Raw genomic sequence first — 17041 nt, 5'->3', positions numbered from 1 at the left:
TAGAAAAAGATCTACATGCTTTCAATACCACGTACTCATATATTCATTCTACTATTCTATAATCTAAATAGTTTAAATTAGTTATTTGAAAGTTTAAATATTGATTTTTATCTCCATTTACTGTTGGTTTGCTATATATGTAAAAAATTATCTTTTGCCTCGCTCTAACTAAATCATTAAGCATATCGCTCCAAGTGTTTTTTCTCCAATGCTTCTGTATAATTGCATTTGCAATATAAATAGATGGGTGAAGACGCTCGCCATCTTTAATAATATTTCCGACGAACTTGATAATAAAATCATTACTCTTTAAAGGTGTTTTAACTATTGTTGCTTCACCAAAATATATCCTATCATATTGGTTTACCTGTGAGAAATCCAATCCCTCAATATTCACAAACATTTGTGAATAAGGGATATTATTGCCTACAATATTTATAAATCGCTTATCTAATAAATTTTCTCGAATATAACGTTCAAACTTCGAAATCAAAGGTTTTATCGTATTATATTTAGAATTTCTAACGTCATTGTCATCTCTTTCAAGGTATTGTCTTTTTTTCATTCTTTTATGCTTATCACCCAAATTCAAGCCTACATCTTTTCCTAGAGACTTTTTCTTAGGCTTATCAAATAAAAAAATGTCCACTTGAGTATCTATATATTTATTTCTTAATCCAATACGATCATCTTTCACATATGAACTTTTTTTATTCTTTCCTCTAAAAAAATCACATTGATGACCTTCTCCTGGAGTAAAGTATGGATCTCTTTTCATTAAAAATCTTGGCTTATCAATATTAGCGCAAGTCATTTGTCCCGAACAGTTAGGTTCTGGACATTCAAAAAGTTTTTTATCAGTAATAAATCCAGACCAATAAAGGTCATATGCCTTTTCAGCGTCAATAATATCTTCATATTCCAAACTATAAGCTATATCCATGTGTAACTCTTCCTCTCTTTATAATATCATGTTGCTTGAATATCCATTCGTGACATAGATGCTTTTTTGATAGCTATATAACAAAGAGGCTAGCTTAAACTAGCCCCTTAACTGAATAAAATCAGGTCATATTCTTGTGATGCGTTGACTGGTCTGTTACCAACGCATCACTCTTATAGCATTTACCTTAAAAGAGTTACTAACCTAACCTCATTCAACCGAAAACGTTCTCTTAATAAGGTACTTTTAATATTATAAACTTGTCTTATAAGTCTTGTAAACAGGATAATATCCTCTTCAACAAGTCTAAAATAAATTATAAATATTTCCAATAGTTAAATTAAACTATTCAGGTATCAATTCTTGAACAGATTTAAATGCTCTATTGGGTAAACCAGCAAATTTTTGAAGTAATTTCGCTTGATCAATACCGCGACATTCAACAGGAAACTTCTCAGCATTTGCTGTTAACAAATAAATAGTACGAGTAACACCATTACATACATTTATACACGGCTTTTTACCTCCCGAAAAAAACACACTAACTTCAGCAAGTGGAACAGGATTAATTTCACCATGCGAAAAACCATCTTCTGCTTCCGGGAATTTTCTATCTTTCTTCCACGTTGAAATATTCCCATTTGCAATTTCAGAATGATTACGGTCTGTAGTATTACGCCAAAGACTAAGAAACCGTTGTGCATCGACTTCAACAATAAATCTTTCATCATTTAAATCATTTGATCTTTCTATCCTCATGAACATTTCACCATAATCGGTTGGTATACGAAAAACTCCAGCCATAGAATATATGATTTTTTCCAATTTATAAAATGTATCCATAGTAAAAATCTCCTTTTTTATTTGTATTTATTTTTTTAATATCACCAAAAACTTTTTTATTAAAGATTATCGCCTAATTTGAAGCTAATTTTCAACAAAGCTAAAACAAATCGTAAAATTGTTTTAGCGCACCCATACAAATACTAGCTAATCTCCCTAATGAACGTTTTTTGATGGCTATAGCTCACGTTAGGAGCGGAGTGAAGTCAAGTGATCATGGAATAGCGGAACGTAGTGAGCATATGCCGTGAAAGCACTTGACGTAATGAGCACCGACAGTATAATTTCCATCACAAAAAACATTATTTCTAGTGCTTTTTTGAATCGTAAAATTGTTTGAGCTTATTAAGAGCCGTTTTTTCCAGATCCTCAAGAATACATAAATTGAATCTTGTTATACCGATTCTCTTACCAATTGCAGTCCTGGTGTAATCCGAATTGCAACCAATACCAAACTTCATACAAATGACAATACGTTCTTCTTTAGATAGAACCTTTAAAGCTTCTGGGAGCTTATCTATTTTCTTTTGCTGTTCTATTTTAGTTTCATTTTCTAATATTAACTCTTCAGGTGTAGGATCCCAGGATGCAAATAAAGCTGTCTTAGTTCCAGCTTCATCAGTTTTTATTAATCCATCTATATCAATAATTGACTCAGACATATTAGCAGCTGAAACGGTCTTGCTCATAAATTTTAGAGTGCAGTTTAATTCTATTGCTAGTTCATTAATCTTAGGTGCTCGGCCTAAGATTTTTTCTAATTTGTTTCTCGCTGCATTATATTCCATAATTCGCCGAGTCATATATGGTCCGCAAATTGCTGAATAATTGTCGGTTATGTATTGATATATATGTTTTCTTATATTAGGAACAGCATATGTACTAAATCGACATTTTTTCTCTAAAGAAAAGCGTTCTATAGCATCATGTAATCCTTTATAACCTTCTTGAATTAAATCTTCTAATTGGATTAAGCATGATGACCTATATATATAATTTTTTGCAGTAGAATTGTATATTTTTTTCGCTACCATAACAACTAAAGCTCTATTACATATAAATAGTTTGGATCTTGCTGAATCGTCTTTATTCTTACACCATCTATGGAGTAAATCGTATTCTTCTTCTTTATTTAGAGTACGAAATAAAGGCTCTATTAATATCTGCTCTTTTTCATCTTCAAGATCAAAAAATTCTTTCAAGCTTTTCACTCCTTTTTAGTAGGTGGGAGAAATTTTTCTGAATTAAAACTTTTGGTATCCTGGCTTGATGTAAAATTAGGTTTTCCATTTCTTCCTTCGTTTGTTTTTTTATCATCACTTTTAATAAAATTTGATGGATTTTCGGAACTTGAATGATTGGCGCTACTAAAATTATTGTTTTTTTCCGATGAACCTCCCCCCATGAAATTGCTTTTTACTTGACTATTAGAACCATCTGTAGGTGGACTAAAGCCTCCACCACTTGAAGTATTATCTGATGCAGTAAAACCACCTGTATCTTGCATTGCACTTCCACTGTCATTTGCACCTGCAGTTGCAATTCTTAAACTATTTGAAACCCCTCTCACTGTATTTGCCAAACCTCTTGCCGTACTCGAAGCAGCTTGAGAAATTTTAGTGGTTGCAAAACTTGCAGCCATTCCAGCCCCTAAAGCTGATCCTGCTGTCAAGGACGGTGCTCCCCCCATAAATCCAGCAGCCATATTAGGAGCTTTCCATGCTAATAAGGCAACTGAAAATACCCCACTAATTAATCGTAAACAATCAACATTCGTCGGATTTTCAGGGCATGTCCATACCTGCATTAATGGTAATGCTGCAGAAATAACAAAAGTTAAAAACATCATTTTCACACCAAATGCAAAGACCATTCCAATTGCTCTTGTAGCAATAAAAGACGTATATTGAAATGCTGCGAAAGGTATTAATATCGGTAATAATGCAGCTGAAATTTTAAATTCTAATAAAGTCATGAATATTTGCCATGCAATAATATAAAACCCAATAATTAAAACAATACTACTCCCAAAGAAAAATAAGTTAGGAAATAACTTTGCTATGGTTAATTCTCCGTTTAAGGTTGCAGCGATTATTTTAATTGTACTCCCAATAAAACTCCCATCTGGATTTTGAGTAGCAGTAAATGAATATATATTTTCACTTAAGTTGTATCCAATCTCAATTATTTTTGATGGATTTGTTAAATCATCAATTGTAATTCCTCCACCTGCTGCCACCGATCCAGCCATAATTAAACTTTCTATTATGGAATTCATTAAAGTTGAGTAAGATTCTAGGAAAAAGGCAAATGTACCATACTTTAATATTTTAGTTATTAAAAACGCATGTATTTCTACTTGTTCTAATTGTAATAATAGTGAAAAGAAAAAATCTAACGTAACAATAAGAATAAGTAAACTTTGAGCATGGGGCATCAGCAAAATTACCCCATTGTCACATATAGTTTGAAAATTAGCTAATAAGCTAGTAAGCAAGCCCATTTTTATTTTCCTCCTATTTTGCCTATGCCAGCACCTTGATCATATTTTTCCCCCTCAACATGCTGTCTTTTTTCTACTGGAGCTTGTTTCTTATCTTCGTTATTAGCACTATTACCACAGCCGGCAATAAAGCTCAAAGTAAAAATTAAAACTACTGAAAAAGCTACAAATTTTAAACTTTTAACTTTCATGATGTCCCTCCTAAAACGCGAATTATGCCTATCATGTTCCCTAAAAGTAAAACGCCCCAAGCAACTAACAATAAAATTCTAGTGTTAGTAAAAATTCTTTGTTTGGGATTATATTGATAAGCACACCAAATTAAACACGGAAAAATAATAAGTAAAACAAAACTTAATATTTTGCTTGCAGTGGGGAATAAATTAATAGGAATTATTGGAACTCCCCAAATAAATATTGAATAAATAATAAGGCTGCTTACTAGCTCTTTTTTATGAATTACACGACCCGTTTTGACTTCCATAATAAATAAAGCGATAAAAAAAACTACAAGTACGACTGTAAGAAAAACTTGTATATTTTGCACTCATTTCACATCCCTTTAACTTCTTTTTTTCGATATTTTTCTAAGTCTTCTTCCTGTATTTTTCCTACTGGCTTCGAGGTATATTTTTGATTAAGATTTTGCTGACTTCTATCAAATTTTATAAAATTTGTTATATCATCTTTAAAAATATACACGTCAAATTTCTCATTATATTTGCTTAGATCATGAATTTTATGGGCTAGATTTTTATCGCGAACAAAATAGTTTACTTTTTTAACTGAATCGTTAAAAATATATTGATTCAGTATTTTTTTGAGCCTATCTTTATTCTTTTCGCTTATTTCAACTTCAATTGCTTGATCGCGAATAAGTAAATCTGGAATTCTCATTTTCCTTTCATTCAGATCACAATAACCTAAATCTCTTCTTGTTTCTCTGTCGGTTTCAACTTCGCCATCATCTTCTAAATTTTTTAAAAGGCTAAAATATAAATCGATAACGAGCATGTCATGCTCCAAAAAACAACGTTTCACATTTGTTTTTTTACAATTTAAATATTCAGCTCCATTTTCAGCAATTGTTATAATCGCTGGTTCATTTATTTGCAGTTTTGTTCTCATTAAATATTTTGCTTCTACCAAACGTTTCAAAACTCTATTTTGAATGATTTGATAACTTTTTTTATCAATAGGCATGTCCAATAACTGAATTAAATGTTTCTCATTACACCAACCAAACCGACCAATAAAATCTAAAACTTTGAAATCCCTTGGTACTAATAAAATTCTTTTCTCTCTCATGCTATACACTCCATTTTCAATTTTTTCGTTCCCCGTTCTAGGGAGGGTTGTAAGGGAGGGAACGGACCTTACGGAGGTAGTTTGAAGGAGGAAATCCTTCAAGGTCTTCGTCTCTCTTCTCTTAATTTTTATCTTATTTTTTTTATTTTATTTTTAATTACAAAACTAATTTATTACTAATTTTTAAGCCAGTCGCCCCGCCATTTTTCTATGATTCTCTATTTTTCCAGACCTCACCCTAACATAAAGCATGTTGTTCGGGTGAGGTCTGGAAAAATAGAGAACGTAGCCGATAGGCGGAGAATAGGAGAATGGCGGGGCGACTGGCTGACGTATGCATAGAAAAACCGTCGAACCCAAACTAGCTTTTTCTATGCTTTTTTTATGACTTTTCAACAGATTATTGTTCAAAAACACCAGTTTTATTGTTGTGTTTCGCCAATTTTACAAACTAATTTTTCAATCAAATATGTACTTGTATATAACATTTTTTATTATATTTTCTTCCGGATTACGTATATCATTTATATTTTTGTCAATCATACTTATCGTCAAATTATTATCTAGTGCTTTTAATTTATTTTTAATTTGTTCTATTAATGCATTTAGTTCTTGGTCATTTAATGCTGCTATATAATTATTTATTTTTCGATTATCATATTTTGATATTGGTTCTCCAACACTATCTGTTACTTTTTTTCTTATTTTTTCTTGTTTATCAATCTCCATTTTTTGAAATTCATTCAACTGTAAATTATTAATAATGCAATATATAATCCAACCTGCCATATTTGATTTTCCTGATTTATTTTTTTCTCCATAAAAAATATTTTCTATAATTTGTTCTTTGGGATAGTCGTTTACAATTTCATTTATTTTATTTTTTTCAACTCCATGTTGCTCAAGTTTTGCAACAACATCATCATTATGTTGTTGTTGTTTATTATTTATTTTGTTTATATTTACATTTTGTTTGTATTTAACAAGTGCATTTTTACTGATTTCAGCTTTTTCCGATGTCGGTTTTTTTTGATGTCGGTTAGACTTTTTATTTTCGCATGTTGGCTTTTGATACACTGTATATGACCATCCGCAATATTGACCATTTTCTTTTTTCACTCTACTTTTTGTTAAATAGCCTGCATTTTCTAGTTCTTTAACCGCCGTTTTAAGTGTATGAGGCTTGCTATTGCTACGTTTAACGATGTCTTTCATATAGATCGTCCACCCCTTGCCAAAAGATACTAGCATTGCCAGCAATCCTTTTGCATTCAAGCTTAAATTACAATCATCTTGAAAAGCATATGTATACGAGGAAAAAAACGGTAATGGCTCATTATGATTTTCAAACAGCTCATTTCTATCACCTGAATTTTTTAAATTCATCATTTTTCTCCCATAAATCAATAAAGTTTTTCTAACTCTTTCACAGCTATTTCTTGCATATCCGGCAAAATATGTGCGTATATATCCATCGTAACGCTGGTATTTGAGTGTCCAAGTATTCCAGCAATGATATTAACATTTACACCATTTTTAAGTAATTGGGTCGTAAATGAGTGTCTCAATATGTGGAACGTGACATTATCGCTTATACCTGCTGACCGTAACATTTTTCTGAAGTATCTTTTCGTGAAATTTGTAACTGAAACCATCTTCCCAAAGGAATTTGTAAAAACCAATTGATGACTATTAGTAAAAATATCACCCCATTTTTCAGCATATTTCTTTTGATAAAGCTGCCACTCTCTTAATGTTTCTACTGTTTTTTTAGGCAGTAATATATTTCTCTTTGAGGTTAAAGTTTTTGGCGTGTCTAAAACTTGTCCTTTCTCTGCCGATGTAACCATGTTAGTTTTTACGGATAATACTTTTTGTTCCAAGTTAACGTTTTCCCATCTTAATCCGAAAATTTCGCCCTGCCTCATTCCTGTAGTCACCGCTAATAACACCACCGCATAATAACAATTTCGCAAATAAAGCATTCCTTCGTTTTCAATCCAAGTTTGTTTTGCACCATAAAAAATATACGAGCCTTCTTTAGCAACATTTAGCAATTTATTTATTTCAATGTCCGTTAAAGCATTAATTTCGCTTTTAACACGCCTAGGAGGCTTTGTGCGCTTCGCTACGTTATTTTTTATATATCCATACTCAATCGCTGCATTTAGCAAAATTATGAAATGATTTCTAATCGTTAGAACGCTACTAACAGCATGAGTTTCACATAAATCATTTAAAAATTGCTGTATAGGCATTACCTGTAGCTCTTTAAGTTTTATTTTCCCAAAATTCGGAATAATGTGATTCTTGCAGGTTCCTTTATAATTTTCAAAGGTTCGCGTTTTTACACTTGGTTTAATTACATCTTCCTGCCACGTCTTACACCATTTTTCAATTGTCATATTACTAAATGCATCTACTCCGTTATCTTCTATCTCCTGCAAGAATGTTTTTACTTTAAGCTTTAACTCTTTCCTCGCCTTAGCTACGATTTCCTTACGCTTTTTCTCACCATTTAAGTCGGTATAATAACCACGCCAACGCCAACGATCTAAATTTTCGTTATAATCATAGCTCCCTTCACCCCATGCCCTGCGTGTCATACTGTTTGCTGCTCCACTGCACTAGGATTACAATTGGCTTTAGCCAGACATTCTTCCACCCAGTAACTAGGTATTAATTTCTTAGACATAAAAGACACAGAAGGAATTTTCCCCTTTTTGACTAATTGATGAATTGTCGTTTTGCTCAAACTACCCTCAAAAACAAGTTCCTGTACTTGGCTGATTGTGTAAAAATTTTTCTTTTTTTCGCTCATAATGTTCAATCCTTTCTTTTTGATTTAAATTTTGTTAAAATTAACTTAATAATTTTATTTTTGCCCTGTCGTTAAAAACGACGTTCTTTATGCGTTTATTATATTATCTTTATTTGTCGTTGTCAACGACAGAATTGGAGTTTTTATGTTTAATCGTTATTTCTTTTCATATAGATTAAATTTATCTAAAGTAACACATAATTTAACAAATACAAGGTTAGCGGCTTTATTAGGCTTAAAGAGTAGAACTTCTATTAATGATTTTGAATCTCAACGCTCTTTACCATCTGCCGATATTCTATACGACCTCTCCGATTTATTCGGAATTTCTATAGATTGGTTAACAGGTCGTATAGATGATCCATATAACAATGAAATGCTATTAAAATTAGAAGAGCAGCATTTACAGAATTTTTTATCAAAAAAAGCCATATTTATTCCTACAAATTACCAAGACCCTAGTACACGAATCAACTTATATTCTTTAGAAGTCCGTGCTAATATAGTTTTCCTATTTTCTTACGTTCAGCGATTTTTTTCATCCGAAATATTAGAAACCGATCCAACTGAAACTAAAAAGAATTTTGAACAAATCGCTCCATTTATAAAAAGGCTTTCTTTTGAAAATGATCGTATAGTTAGCACCCCAATATCTCCAACACCAACAACAAATCTTGATAAACTAAATGATTTATTGCAAAATCCCACTTCACCTATTTTTGATATAACTAAGCCACCAGAACAAAAATAAGCGACTGGAAATAAATCCAATCGCTTAAAAACTTGATAGTATGAAATTTTCATATCCCCTATTTTATCCCCCATTTTTTATTTTTTTATAGCACATCACGTGATCCACGCTCAAATTTAACAAAATCACATTAAGAATATTACAATATTAGCTGTTCAAATACATAATTCATCTTATTTTGTATATAGTTTTTATTATTTACTTTTCGTAATGAGTAGGTCGTAGGTTCAAATCCTATTATCAGCTCCAGTGAATTCAAGGCTTCCGATCTATCGGAAGCTTTTTTGTTTTATGTTAAAATAGATTTTTATCCCTTATTTGTCCCTTAACGGGATTTTCAAGTCATCTGCTCCTTACTTTTTGCAAATATTGATCCATTTTAACCGATTGGAGAGCTGCACCATATATATTAGCCGTAGTCCAAATGTCAGCATGTCCTAACCAACTGCTTACATTTTTTTAGTGGCACACCAAGCGCAATCAACAATGTAGCCGATAAATGTCGAAGCGCATGAAATCTCATATGCGGCAATCCGTGCCGCTTTAAAAATTTGCGAAACCATTGCGAGGGTGTTGTTGGATACATCGGTCGACCATTCCATTTTGTAAACAACCAGTTTTCATTTACCCATTTATTAGCTAACATAAATTTCTGTTCAAGCTGTTCTCTTTTATACATCTTCAGCAAATCAATCAAACTATTGGATAAAGCTATACGTCTTACCGAACTTTTATTTTTGGGGTCTTTCGTGAAAATCTCCTTACCACTTAATACCTGATTGCTTTTGGTTACTTTATCATCCCTAATAGTCCTTTTTTGTTAACCTCTATAATAGGATTCAGTGTACAATTCAATGCACAAGAAACAATTTGCTAACTCTATTTTTCAATGAATATAATTTTTAACATACCGCACCACAAAACAAAAAATTTATTCGATGCTTCACCGTAAAATGAAATAAAACTGTAACTAAAATAAATAACTGTTTCGGTCAAGCTTTTCAGTTACACTTCAACCTAAAAATTTTTGTATAATCCAAGGAGATTCAAACGGGATATCTGTATAACTATTCGATATTATTTTTGTAAACTCCCCCTACTGCAAAATGATATCAGCCTAATCTAACATTATAAAAATCCAACTGCACTTATATTACCATAATTCCTAATTTAGTAAAGAGTTCATAATAAGCATTCCTAAATACTATATAAAAAATTAAGATTTATAAAAACAGAGCTCCTTCACATATGGTAAAAATGATTGCAAAATATGTTGAATAACAACTCTTATTATATTTGCACATAGTTTCTTAAAATCCAATGTCATATAATAATCCTGAAAAGCACGGCTATACTCGTGAGGTCCTACTCAAAGAACAGGAGCTTTGTTTATTTAAATACACATCCAACTTTAAAAGACATCATCATCGAGCAACCAACACAGTTGTGATGATGATGTCCTCTTTTCTTCTTATTAAGGTCAAGCCCTCGAGGAAATAAATACAAAAATTTCAAGTCAACCATTTTATCCAATCAACCGAATATAATCCCTCTGTGCCTCTACTACCCGTTCCATGATAAGCTGTATAAATAAATCCTCGTTCTCATGTCCCTTTTCTAATGCCGAAATATATTCACTACGGCAAATTGGCGGAATAACTACAATCGGATATCCGTCCTGTAAAAGTGTCATATTCATCAAAAGCCTTGCTACTCTTCCATTCCCATCAACAAAAGGATGAATATAGACAAATTTCTGATGCAGCTTAGCTGCAAAAACAACCGGATGTTCCACTGCTCTTAATTTATTCAGTTTATTTACCATATCCGGCATAAGCACATCTATTTGATCATGTGGTGCGACACTGTATTCAGATCCACTGATAAATACACGTTGTTGCCTATACACCCCTGCATTCTTTTCATCAATCCCTTGATAAAACAATTTATGCAACCGCTTTATATTCTCTTCCGATATCGTTTTTTCTTTTGTTAAACTATACATAAAATCATAAGCTCTTTTATGTCCCACAGCTTCTAAAATATCTTTTAGCGGTTTTCCGCCAACAGTAAGTCCGTCTTCTAAAACAACTTTTGTTTCCGATATGGTGAGCGAATTTCCTTCTAATGCATTGCTACTATAAGTCAACCCAATTGCAAAATAATCCTTTAATTCTTTTTGTTCAATCTCATTTAACGGCCGTTTGCTATTGATTATTTTTTGCAATTCATCTATTTTTTGTAATAACTCATTCATCCAATCACCTCTTTCTAGTTAACTTCTATTATACCATAATATCCCCATATCCCTAGGAATTTACCTAACTATAATTTTGTCCCTTAACCTTTAGAAAATATCCATTACCACTACCAAGAATCACAAATCTTACAACCTTCATTCCAACAAAATCAAGGCTTTACAAAGGTTGTAATTATTCACCAAACACAGTATCCAACATTCGTAATGAGTAGGTCGTAGGTTGAAATCCTATTATCAGCTCCATAGAGAATTCAAGGCTTTTGAGGGAAACCTCAAAAGCCTTTTTATTTTTATTATTTACCACTCATTAATCGCATAAAGTATCGCTAATGTTAATTGATCACGTAAAGCCGAAGTTAACTGTTCATATTCTTTTACCAAATTCATTTCATGCGCTATACAAAGAGGAAGATCATTCCAAGACCCCATCCCGCCAAAAACAGAAGCGGCAGAAACAGCAAGGAAAAGTCTCTTATTCTGATCCGGCAATTGAATAGATATTTTAGATTCAGCAAGAATTTCTCCCTTTGCTGCTAAAATCGCTTTTCGGAATAAACTTGCAAAGTTGTCAACTTCAAGCTGAAGAGCCAATGTTTCTATTTGTTCCAAAATTTTTATAAACGGCTTCGTATTATCGTGAAATTTTGGTTTATCTTGCGACGGATTTTTCCAAACATATTCAGTGTAGGTAATATCCCAACCTTCTTCGTATTCACAGAATTTCCAATCTGCCTGAAAATAAGTAACCAATCCATTTGCATAATAACAAAGTAATAAATTAGAATGCGCATTTGCAAATATATCTAAATTCCACTCATCCATTTTCACTGGTGTTAAAAACTTAATATCAACAATGCCTTTTTTACAGCACTCCTCAAACCATTTTTCTATCGTATCAACTTTACAGCAAGCAGCCGACATCATATGAAAAACAAGGAATTTTTCATATGATGCTGGCTCAAAGATAAACACAGTATTATTTTTAAGTGCTTGCTTCACGCTTGCAACAATATTGCACATCTGGTACATTTCACCGTTCATTTGTACTTATCTCCATTTTATAAAAATATTCAAATCATAATCCCCTTATAAGCATGAACAAAATTTTATGTTTCCAAATCCTCGACAAATTTCTTTGCTTCCCCCAGAGATAAATCCGTATATTTTCGAACTACTTTAATTGCTAAAATAAGATCGCCATTTTTCTTTAATTTCAAAAGCTCTGCTTTGATATCCTCGGAAATTATCAGCTTGCTGTTTTTCTCGTCTTCTCTGCGTTTAAGTTCTTCTGCTACTTTGTGTGCTAATTCCTCCGTCATAACATCATTTTCTACCTTTTGAAATATTACCATTCTCTTAGCGGGTAATCTATCTATGATAAAGCTAAGCAAAGATCCCAAAATAGAATAAGTTATTAAATATTGTATAAAACGGTATAGATACAACCATATCTCACTCAACCGTTCTTTCGATCCATCCGAACCTAAAAGTATAAGATCATTCGAAATAACATATTCCCCCGGTACATAATTATAGATATTCTGTACAATCTGTAATTCGCCAAAAGAAGACAGCAGCCATTCAAGAGGTTTGTTATACACAAAATTGCCAGTGGTATCACCTATCATTCCAATCAGTGAGAATACAGCAATAACATATACAAGATAATTCTGCCACGTAAATCGTTTTAAAAGAACCACTCCAATAAAAATGAATAACAGTGTAATCCCTCTCGCTTCATCATTATGTAAATAAAATTGTATAATCACAGGTATGACCCATCCAAATATCAATATTGTGGCAGCCACCCAAAGAAAGAAGCACAATAAAATAATGGCATTTTTCTTCATAAAATCACATCCTCAAAAATCTCCTATATCTTCTTATCGATATTGACGGAATTCAATAAATCAGCTTTTTAAATGTATAGGAAGACCTAGTATCACATTTTTTTAATTTAAATCATTCATTAACGTAAATTTATTATAATCTATTAAATTAGAAACTTACAACTACATCATATTACAAATAATCAAATTAAAATCCAAAACTCCACGACGATACTATTCACTATGAAAAAGAAATCTTTGAATTATAATATAGATTTTCGTAACCTAAATCCATCTCCTTCATAAATACGAATCGGTTTTCCGCGCTCTACCAATTCGTGCTGAATCCACATAACCTCCTTCATTTTCTGCTCTTGGGCAAAATTTTGCTCCATAATGATTTCATTCAATCTGATTAAAGCTAATTTTTTATTCGTATATTGATCACGCCCTTGCGTTGACACAACGCTAAGACCAGTAGGTATATAGATAACTCGCACCCCGGTTTCGACCTTATTCACATTTTGTCCACCTTTTCCACCACTTCTAAAGGTTTCAAAACGAATAAGGGTACCATCAAAATTTTGTTGTTTATTTTTTTCTATTTCACAGACTCCAATAAACCAGTTTTTTCGCTTATGCTTTGGTCTAAACGGACTTTTTACGATCCATTGAATGGTTCCAATAATGTTTTTAGCTTGCTTGCTATTTATTTCAATAATGACTGATTTATAACAATCCAAATAACCACTTTGCATCTGACTTACTATTTTTAGCCCATCAAACTCTTTTTCTAATACCTTTAAAAATCTTCCAACTGCCAATTCGCATTCTAAGGGTCCTTTTCCAGAACTTATTTGTAGTAACATAGCTATTGATCACCCCTTATATGTCAATACTGGCCGCAGCGTAGCAACAACTTCAATTAATCCAAATTGTAAGAGACTTTCAATGACCGTATCAATATTTTTATAAGCCTCTGGTGCCTCCTGAAACAATAAATCAGTATCATGGCATACTACCTTGCTTTTCAGTTTTGTTTGACGAATTGTATTTCTGTCATACTTATCACGAATGCGCGATTTACACAAACTTCTCGCCCACTTACGACCAGCGCCATGCGATAATGAATACGCTGTTATTTTAGTATTTTCCGTTGGTTTTACAACATAGGTAAGCGCCCCTCTGGATCCCGGTATAACTACAGCTCCCAATTCTGCCGATACAGCTCCTTTACGATGAATAAATACATCATTTCTTTGCTCTATAAAATTGTGCTGACAATCAATAATCTTTTCAATATGTGGAGTATATCCTAAATAACGCAACAATTTATTCGCTACAATGGATCTATTCCTTGACGCCCAAACAACTGCTTGCTCATGTTCTGCCATATAGTCTTGCATCTGCTTACTATTGTTTATAAGTCCTTGCGCTTTATCAAATCGATTTAATATACTTTGCCCATAACCACGCGATCCACTATGTATCAATAACATTAGCATAGATTCATCGATTGACAGTGCTGCAAAGCTTTCTTTGTCATACACTCTATCAACCACCTGAAATTCAGCAAAGTGATTTCCGCCGCCAATCGTTCCCAAATCATAAATTGGACTTGGCTCTTTATATGGGTTTATGGTTTCAACATCGATTAGCTCTCGTATACAATTTAACTTTGTAACCCAACGTTCAAGCTTAAATTTGCGATGTTCAATTCCCGTGGAAAACAACCCCATTCCACAACCAATATCACCGCCAATAATCTGTGGGTATATGCATCCTTTTGTTACAATCACCGCACCAATCGGAGATTTTCCCGCGTGTAAATCCGGCAATCCGACTGCTTGAATTACACTTGGTAACTCGGATAAACATTTTAGTTGGTTTATTGCAGTATCTTCTAACCAATTTTTTTCGTTGGTAATTATTTTTATTTTGCTCATTTGATTCTCCTTAATTAACTATTGCTAAAATGACATAAAAAAGCCGCAGCAACCAAGCTGCGGCCTAGATTACCTTAAAAAAGGCAATAAAAAAACACGATAACCTATCGTGCCATCAAAAAATATTAGGCTTATGGTTGTCTAAAAACTTACTATTAAATTTCGTTCACCGCAAAATTAACAATTACCAACATAATAAAACACTCCTTTAGCCTAATATCTAGATTATTTTTAATAATACATTTCATGGATATATTTGTCAAGCATTTTTATTTTAACTAGAACGGTATTTGTCAGTATGAACCAACAGATTTCTCGTGAAAAATTATTTACCAAATTTCTAAAAATAGTTTTATTTTGGCAATCAATACATCCACTCTTAAAATTATGTATTTTTTTTCACCTTATGGTTCCATGCAATGATTTTAAAAATCAAAATCCCTATCAACCCCGACAATATCGATGCACAAATAATACTCAATTTTGCTGTCATCAAAATCTTCGGGTCAGAAAAAGCCAATGAGGCGATAAACAGTGACATTGTGAAACCAATTCCGCCGAGTACACCAGCTCCACCAAAATAGCAAAAGTTAAGTTTCTCCGGCATCTTTATTAGCTTGAATTTTATCAATAAGTAAGCACTGCCAAAAATGCCAATTGGCTTTCCGAGACAAAGCCCCAACAATATTCCTAAACCAACGGGCGTAAAAATACTTGTAAAAGCTTCGGCGTCAATTCGGATTCCTGCATTGGCAAGTGCAAACAACGGCATGATAGCATAAGAAGACCATCTTCCAAGAATGGTTTCCAACTTATGCATCATCGAATTTTCCCCATTGGCTGGTATCATAAAACCAAGTATTACACCGGCAATCGTTGGATGGATACCAGCTTGCAAAAAAGCATACCAAGCAAGCAATCCACTGAATATATAAGCACTGATAAACTGCACCTTCGCACGATTTAATAAAAATGCAATGATTAAAAACCCCATGCCAAAAAGTAGTGCAATCCAGGATAGGTTACTCGTATAAAATAATGCAATCACAATAATTGCTCCGAGGTCATCTACTATTGCTAAAGCTGTCAAAAATATAGCAATACTACGCGGCGCATTTCCAGCTGCAAAGGCAAGAATGCCAATGGCGAAAGCAATATCTGTTGCCATTGGTACACCCCAGCCGCTAATTGTAATCTCTCCCCAATTGATCAATATATATATCCCTGCTGGAACAATCATACCGCCAATGGCTGCAACAATTGGCAAAATGGTTGCCGACAATGATTTTAACTCCCCAAATAAAACCTCACGCTTAATTTCCATCCCAATAACAAAGAAAAAAACGGCCATCAACGCATCATTGATCCAGTGCAATACGGACATCGATAGAGAAAAATTTGCAATTCCAATACTTATATCTCGATGCAATAGCGCCTCATACTTTACAAACAACGAAGAATTTGCAATTACCATAGCAACGACTGCACATAGTAACAGTATAATCCCACTCGTTGTCTCCCGTTGAAAAAAATGCATAAAATCACACGTTAGCTGTCTAACACGTTTTTTTACAATATAGTTGGTCTTTTTTTTCATTATTTTACCTCTACTTTATTCCAAAATACTATTAAAAAAACATAAAAGGAGCCTGTAATGACAGCCTCCTCCTAAAAAACATTATTCACTTACATGTTTTAAAAATAATTCATTTATTATTATAATGGATTGCGACTAAAAAAGCTATCCTATTCTATATTATGATCTATAAAGTAAGATAGAATTCATTCACAAATATGATGTCTAAATCTTTTAAAATAGAGTAACATTCCCCCATTA

18 protein-coding genes are annotated in these 17041 nt (G+C 32.8%); 1 reads left to right on the top strand and 17 read right to left on the bottom strand.

The window, feature by feature from the left end; translation table 11 throughout:
* Positions 1 to 43: 43 nt before the first annotated feature.
* From BN6559_RS10920 to BN6559_RS10875, 10 genes are all read right to left on the bottom strand, one after another.
* The gene (locus BN6559_RS10920) at positions 44 to 943 is read right to left on the bottom strand and encodes a hypothetical protein (RefSeq protein ID WP_110954737.1); all 900 of its coding nucleotides are present in this window, start codon (positions 941 to 943) and stop codon (positions 44 to 46) included.
* A 345-nt stretch (positions 944 to 1288) separates the two neighbouring features.
* Entirely contained in the window at positions 1289 to 1786 is a 498-nt protein-coding gene (locus BN6559_RS10915) for a plasmid fertility inhibition factor family protein (RefSeq protein WP_110954736.1), read from the bottom strand.
* Positions 1787 to 2094: 308 nt separating this feature from the next.
* Positions 2095 to 2988: a sigma-70 family RNA polymerase sigma factor gene (locus BN6559_RS10910; protein ID WP_110954735.1), complete on the bottom strand. Its 894-nt coding sequence runs from the start codon at positions 2986 to 2988 to the stop codon at positions 2095 to 2097.
* 5 nt (positions 2989 to 2993) lie between these two features.
* Positions 2994 to 4289: a type IV secretion system protein gene (locus BN6559_RS10905; protein WP_110954734.1), complete on the bottom strand. Its 1296-nt coding sequence runs from the start codon at positions 4287 to 4289 to the stop codon at positions 2994 to 2996.
* A 2-nt stretch (positions 4290 to 4291) separates the two neighbouring features.
* A complete protein-coding gene (locus BN6559_RS10900) occupies positions 4292 to 4480 on the bottom strand; it encodes a hypothetical protein (RefSeq protein ID WP_110954733.1) in 189 nt (62 codons plus the stop codon).
* The gene (locus BN6559_RS10895) at positions 4477 to 4836 is read right to left on the bottom strand and encodes a hypothetical protein (protein WP_110954732.1); all 360 of its coding nucleotides are present in this window, start codon (positions 4834 to 4836) and stop codon (positions 4477 to 4479) included. The genes BN6559_RS10900 and BN6559_RS10895 overlap by 4 nt, the downstream gene beginning before the upstream one ends.
* A gap of 5 nt (positions 4837 to 4841) precedes the next feature.
* Positions 4842 to 5597, bottom strand: a complete 756-nt coding sequence (locus BN6559_RS10890) for a hypothetical protein (RefSeq protein ID WP_110954731.1) — start codon at positions 5595 to 5597, stop codon at positions 4842 to 4844.
* A gap of 459 nt (positions 5598 to 6056) precedes the next feature.
* A complete protein-coding gene (locus tag BN6559_RS10885) occupies positions 6057 to 6983 on the bottom strand; it encodes a helix-turn-helix domain-containing protein (protein ID WP_110954730.1) in 927 nt (308 codons plus the stop codon).
* 17 nt (positions 6984 to 7000) lie between these two features.
* Positions 7001 to 8203, bottom strand: coding sequence for a tyrosine-type recombinase/integrase (locus tag BN6559_RS10880; RefSeq protein ID WP_110954729.1), 1203 nt, complete (start codon positions 8201 to 8203; stop codon positions 7001 to 7003).
* Positions 8200 to 8418 carry a helix-turn-helix transcriptional regulator gene (locus tag BN6559_RS10875; RefSeq protein WP_110954728.1) on the bottom strand — a complete coding sequence of 73 codons (219 nt, stop codon included), beginning with the start codon at positions 8416 to 8418 and terminating at the stop codon, positions 8200 to 8202. Before BN6559_RS10875 ends, BN6559_RS10880 begins: the two co-directional genes overlap by 4 nt.
* A 145-nt stretch (positions 8419 to 8563) precedes the next feature.
* On the opposite strand from BN6559_RS10875, the gene BN6559_RS10870 reads away from it, so the two are divergent.
* Positions 8564 to 9169 carry a helix-turn-helix domain-containing protein gene (locus tag BN6559_RS10870; RefSeq protein ID WP_110954727.1) on the top strand — a complete coding sequence of 202 codons (606 nt, stop codon included), beginning with the start codon at positions 8564 to 8566 and terminating at the stop codon, positions 9167 to 9169.
* A gap of 427 nt (positions 9170 to 9596) precedes the next feature.
* Here BN6559_RS10870 and BN6559_RS10865 read toward each other — a convergent pair whose 3' ends face one another.
* The 7 genes from BN6559_RS10865 to nhaA all read right to left on the bottom strand — a co-directional run bounded on the left by BN6559_RS10865 (position 9597) and on the right by nhaA (position 16801).
* Entirely contained in the window at positions 9597 to 9926 is a 330-nt protein-coding gene (locus BN6559_RS10865) for a tyrosine-type recombinase/integrase (protein WP_267886728.1), read from the bottom strand.
* Positions 9927 to 10694: 768 nt separating this feature from the next.
* A complete protein-coding gene (locus BN6559_RS10860) occupies positions 10695 to 11426 on the bottom strand; it encodes a Fic family protein (protein WP_110954725.1) in 732 nt (243 codons plus the stop codon).
* Between the two features lie 300 nt (positions 11427 to 11726).
* Positions 11727 to 12470: an RNA polymerase subunit sigma gene (locus BN6559_RS10855; protein WP_110954724.1), complete on the bottom strand. Its 744-nt coding sequence runs from the start codon at positions 12468 to 12470 to the stop codon at positions 11727 to 11729.
* A gap of 65 nt (positions 12471 to 12535) precedes the next feature.
* Positions 12536 to 13279 (bottom strand): ribosomal L7/L12 family protein, encoded by a 744-nt coding sequence (locus BN6559_RS10850; RefSeq protein WP_110954723.1) that lies wholly within the window; start codon positions 13277 to 13279, stop codon positions 12536 to 12538.
* A gap of 242 nt (positions 13280 to 13521) precedes the next feature.
* On the bottom strand, positions 13522 to 14127 hold the full coding sequence (gene prfH / locus BN6559_RS10845) for a peptide chain release factor H (protein ID WP_110954722.1): 606 nt from the start codon (positions 14125 to 14127) through the stop codon (positions 13522 to 13524).
* A 9-nt stretch (positions 14128 to 14136) separates the two neighbouring features.
* Positions 14137 to 15204: an RNA ligase RtcB family protein gene (locus tag BN6559_RS10840; protein WP_110954721.1), complete on the bottom strand. Its 1068-nt coding sequence runs from the start codon at positions 15202 to 15204 to the stop codon at positions 14137 to 14139.
* Positions 15205 to 15589: 385 nt separating this feature from the next.
* Positions 15590 to 16801, bottom strand: coding sequence for a Na+/H+ antiporter NhaA (gene nhaA / locus BN6559_RS10835; RefSeq protein ID WP_110954720.1), 1212 nt, complete (start codon positions 16799 to 16801; stop codon positions 15590 to 15592).
* Between the last annotated feature and the right edge of the window lie 240 nt (positions 16802 to 17041).

This window comes from Massilibacillus massiliensis (genome assembly GCF_900086705.1).
Lineage (GTDB): Bacteria > Bacillota > Negativicutes > FLKF01 > FLKF01 > Massilibacillus > Massilibacillus massiliensis.
This window is presented reverse-complemented; position numbering and strand designations above follow the sequence as displayed.

What these genes read in the sequence shown, in the direction of transcription:
- BN6559_RS10920 (WP_110954737.1), bottom strand. Translation starts at nt 943, where the DNA reads ATGGATATAGCTTATAGTTTGGAATATGAAGATATTATTGACGCTGAA.
- BN6559_RS10915 (WP_110954736.1), bottom strand. Translation starts at nt 1,786, where the DNA reads ATGGATACATTTTATAAATTGGAAAAAATCATATATTCTATGGCTGGA.
- BN6559_RS10905 (WP_110954734.1), bottom strand. Translation starts at nt 4,289, where the DNA reads ATGGGCTTGCTTACTAGCTTATTAGCTAATTTTCAAACTATATGTGAC.
- BN6559_RS10900 (WP_110954733.1), bottom strand. Translation starts at nt 4,480, where the DNA reads ATGAAAGTTAAAAGTTTAAAATTTGTAGCTTTTTCAGTAGTTTTAATT.
- BN6559_RS10890 (WP_110954731.1), bottom strand. Translation starts at nt 5,597, where the DNA reads ATGAGAGAGAAAAGAATTTTATTAGTACCAAGGGATTTCAAAGTTTTA.
- BN6559_RS10885 (WP_110954730.1), bottom strand. Translation starts at nt 6,983, where the DNA reads ATGAATTTAAAAAATTCAGGTGATAGAAATGAGCTGTTTGAAAATCAT.
- BN6559_RS10880 (WP_110954729.1), bottom strand. Translation starts at nt 8,203, where the DNA reads ATGACACGCAGGGCATGGGGTGAAGGGAGCTATGATTATAACGAAAAT.
- BN6559_RS10875 (WP_110954728.1), bottom strand. Translation starts at nt 8,418, where the DNA reads ATGAGCGAAAAAAAGAAAAATTTTTACACAATCAGCCAAGTACAGGAA.
- BN6559_RS10870 (WP_110954727.1), top strand. Translation starts at nt 8,564, where the DNA reads ATGTTTAATCGTTATTTCTTTTCATATAGATTAAATTTATCTAAAGTA.
- BN6559_RS10860 (WP_110954725.1), bottom strand. Translation starts at nt 11,426, where the DNA reads ATGAATGAGTTATTACAAAAAATAGATGAATTGCAAAAAATAATCAAT.
- BN6559_RS10855 (WP_110954724.1), bottom strand. Translation starts at nt 12,470, where the DNA reads ATGAACGGTGAAATGTACCAGATGTGCAATATTGTTGCAAGCGTGAAG.
- BN6559_RS10850 (WP_110954723.1), bottom strand. Translation starts at nt 13,279, where the DNA reads ATGAAGAAAAATGCCATTATTTTATTGTGCTTCTTTCTTTGGGTGGCT.
- prfH (WP_110954722.1), bottom strand. Translation starts at nt 14,127, where the DNA reads ATGTTACTACAAATAAGTTCTGGAAAAGGACCCTTAGAATGCGAATTG.
- BN6559_RS10840 (WP_110954721.1), bottom strand. Translation starts at nt 15,204, where the DNA reads ATGAGCAAAATAAAAATAATTACCAACGAAAAAAATTGGTTAGAAGAT.
- nhaA (WP_110954720.1), bottom strand. Translation starts at nt 16,801, where the DNA reads ATGAAAAAAAAGACCAACTATATTGTAAAAAAACGTGTTAGACAGCTA.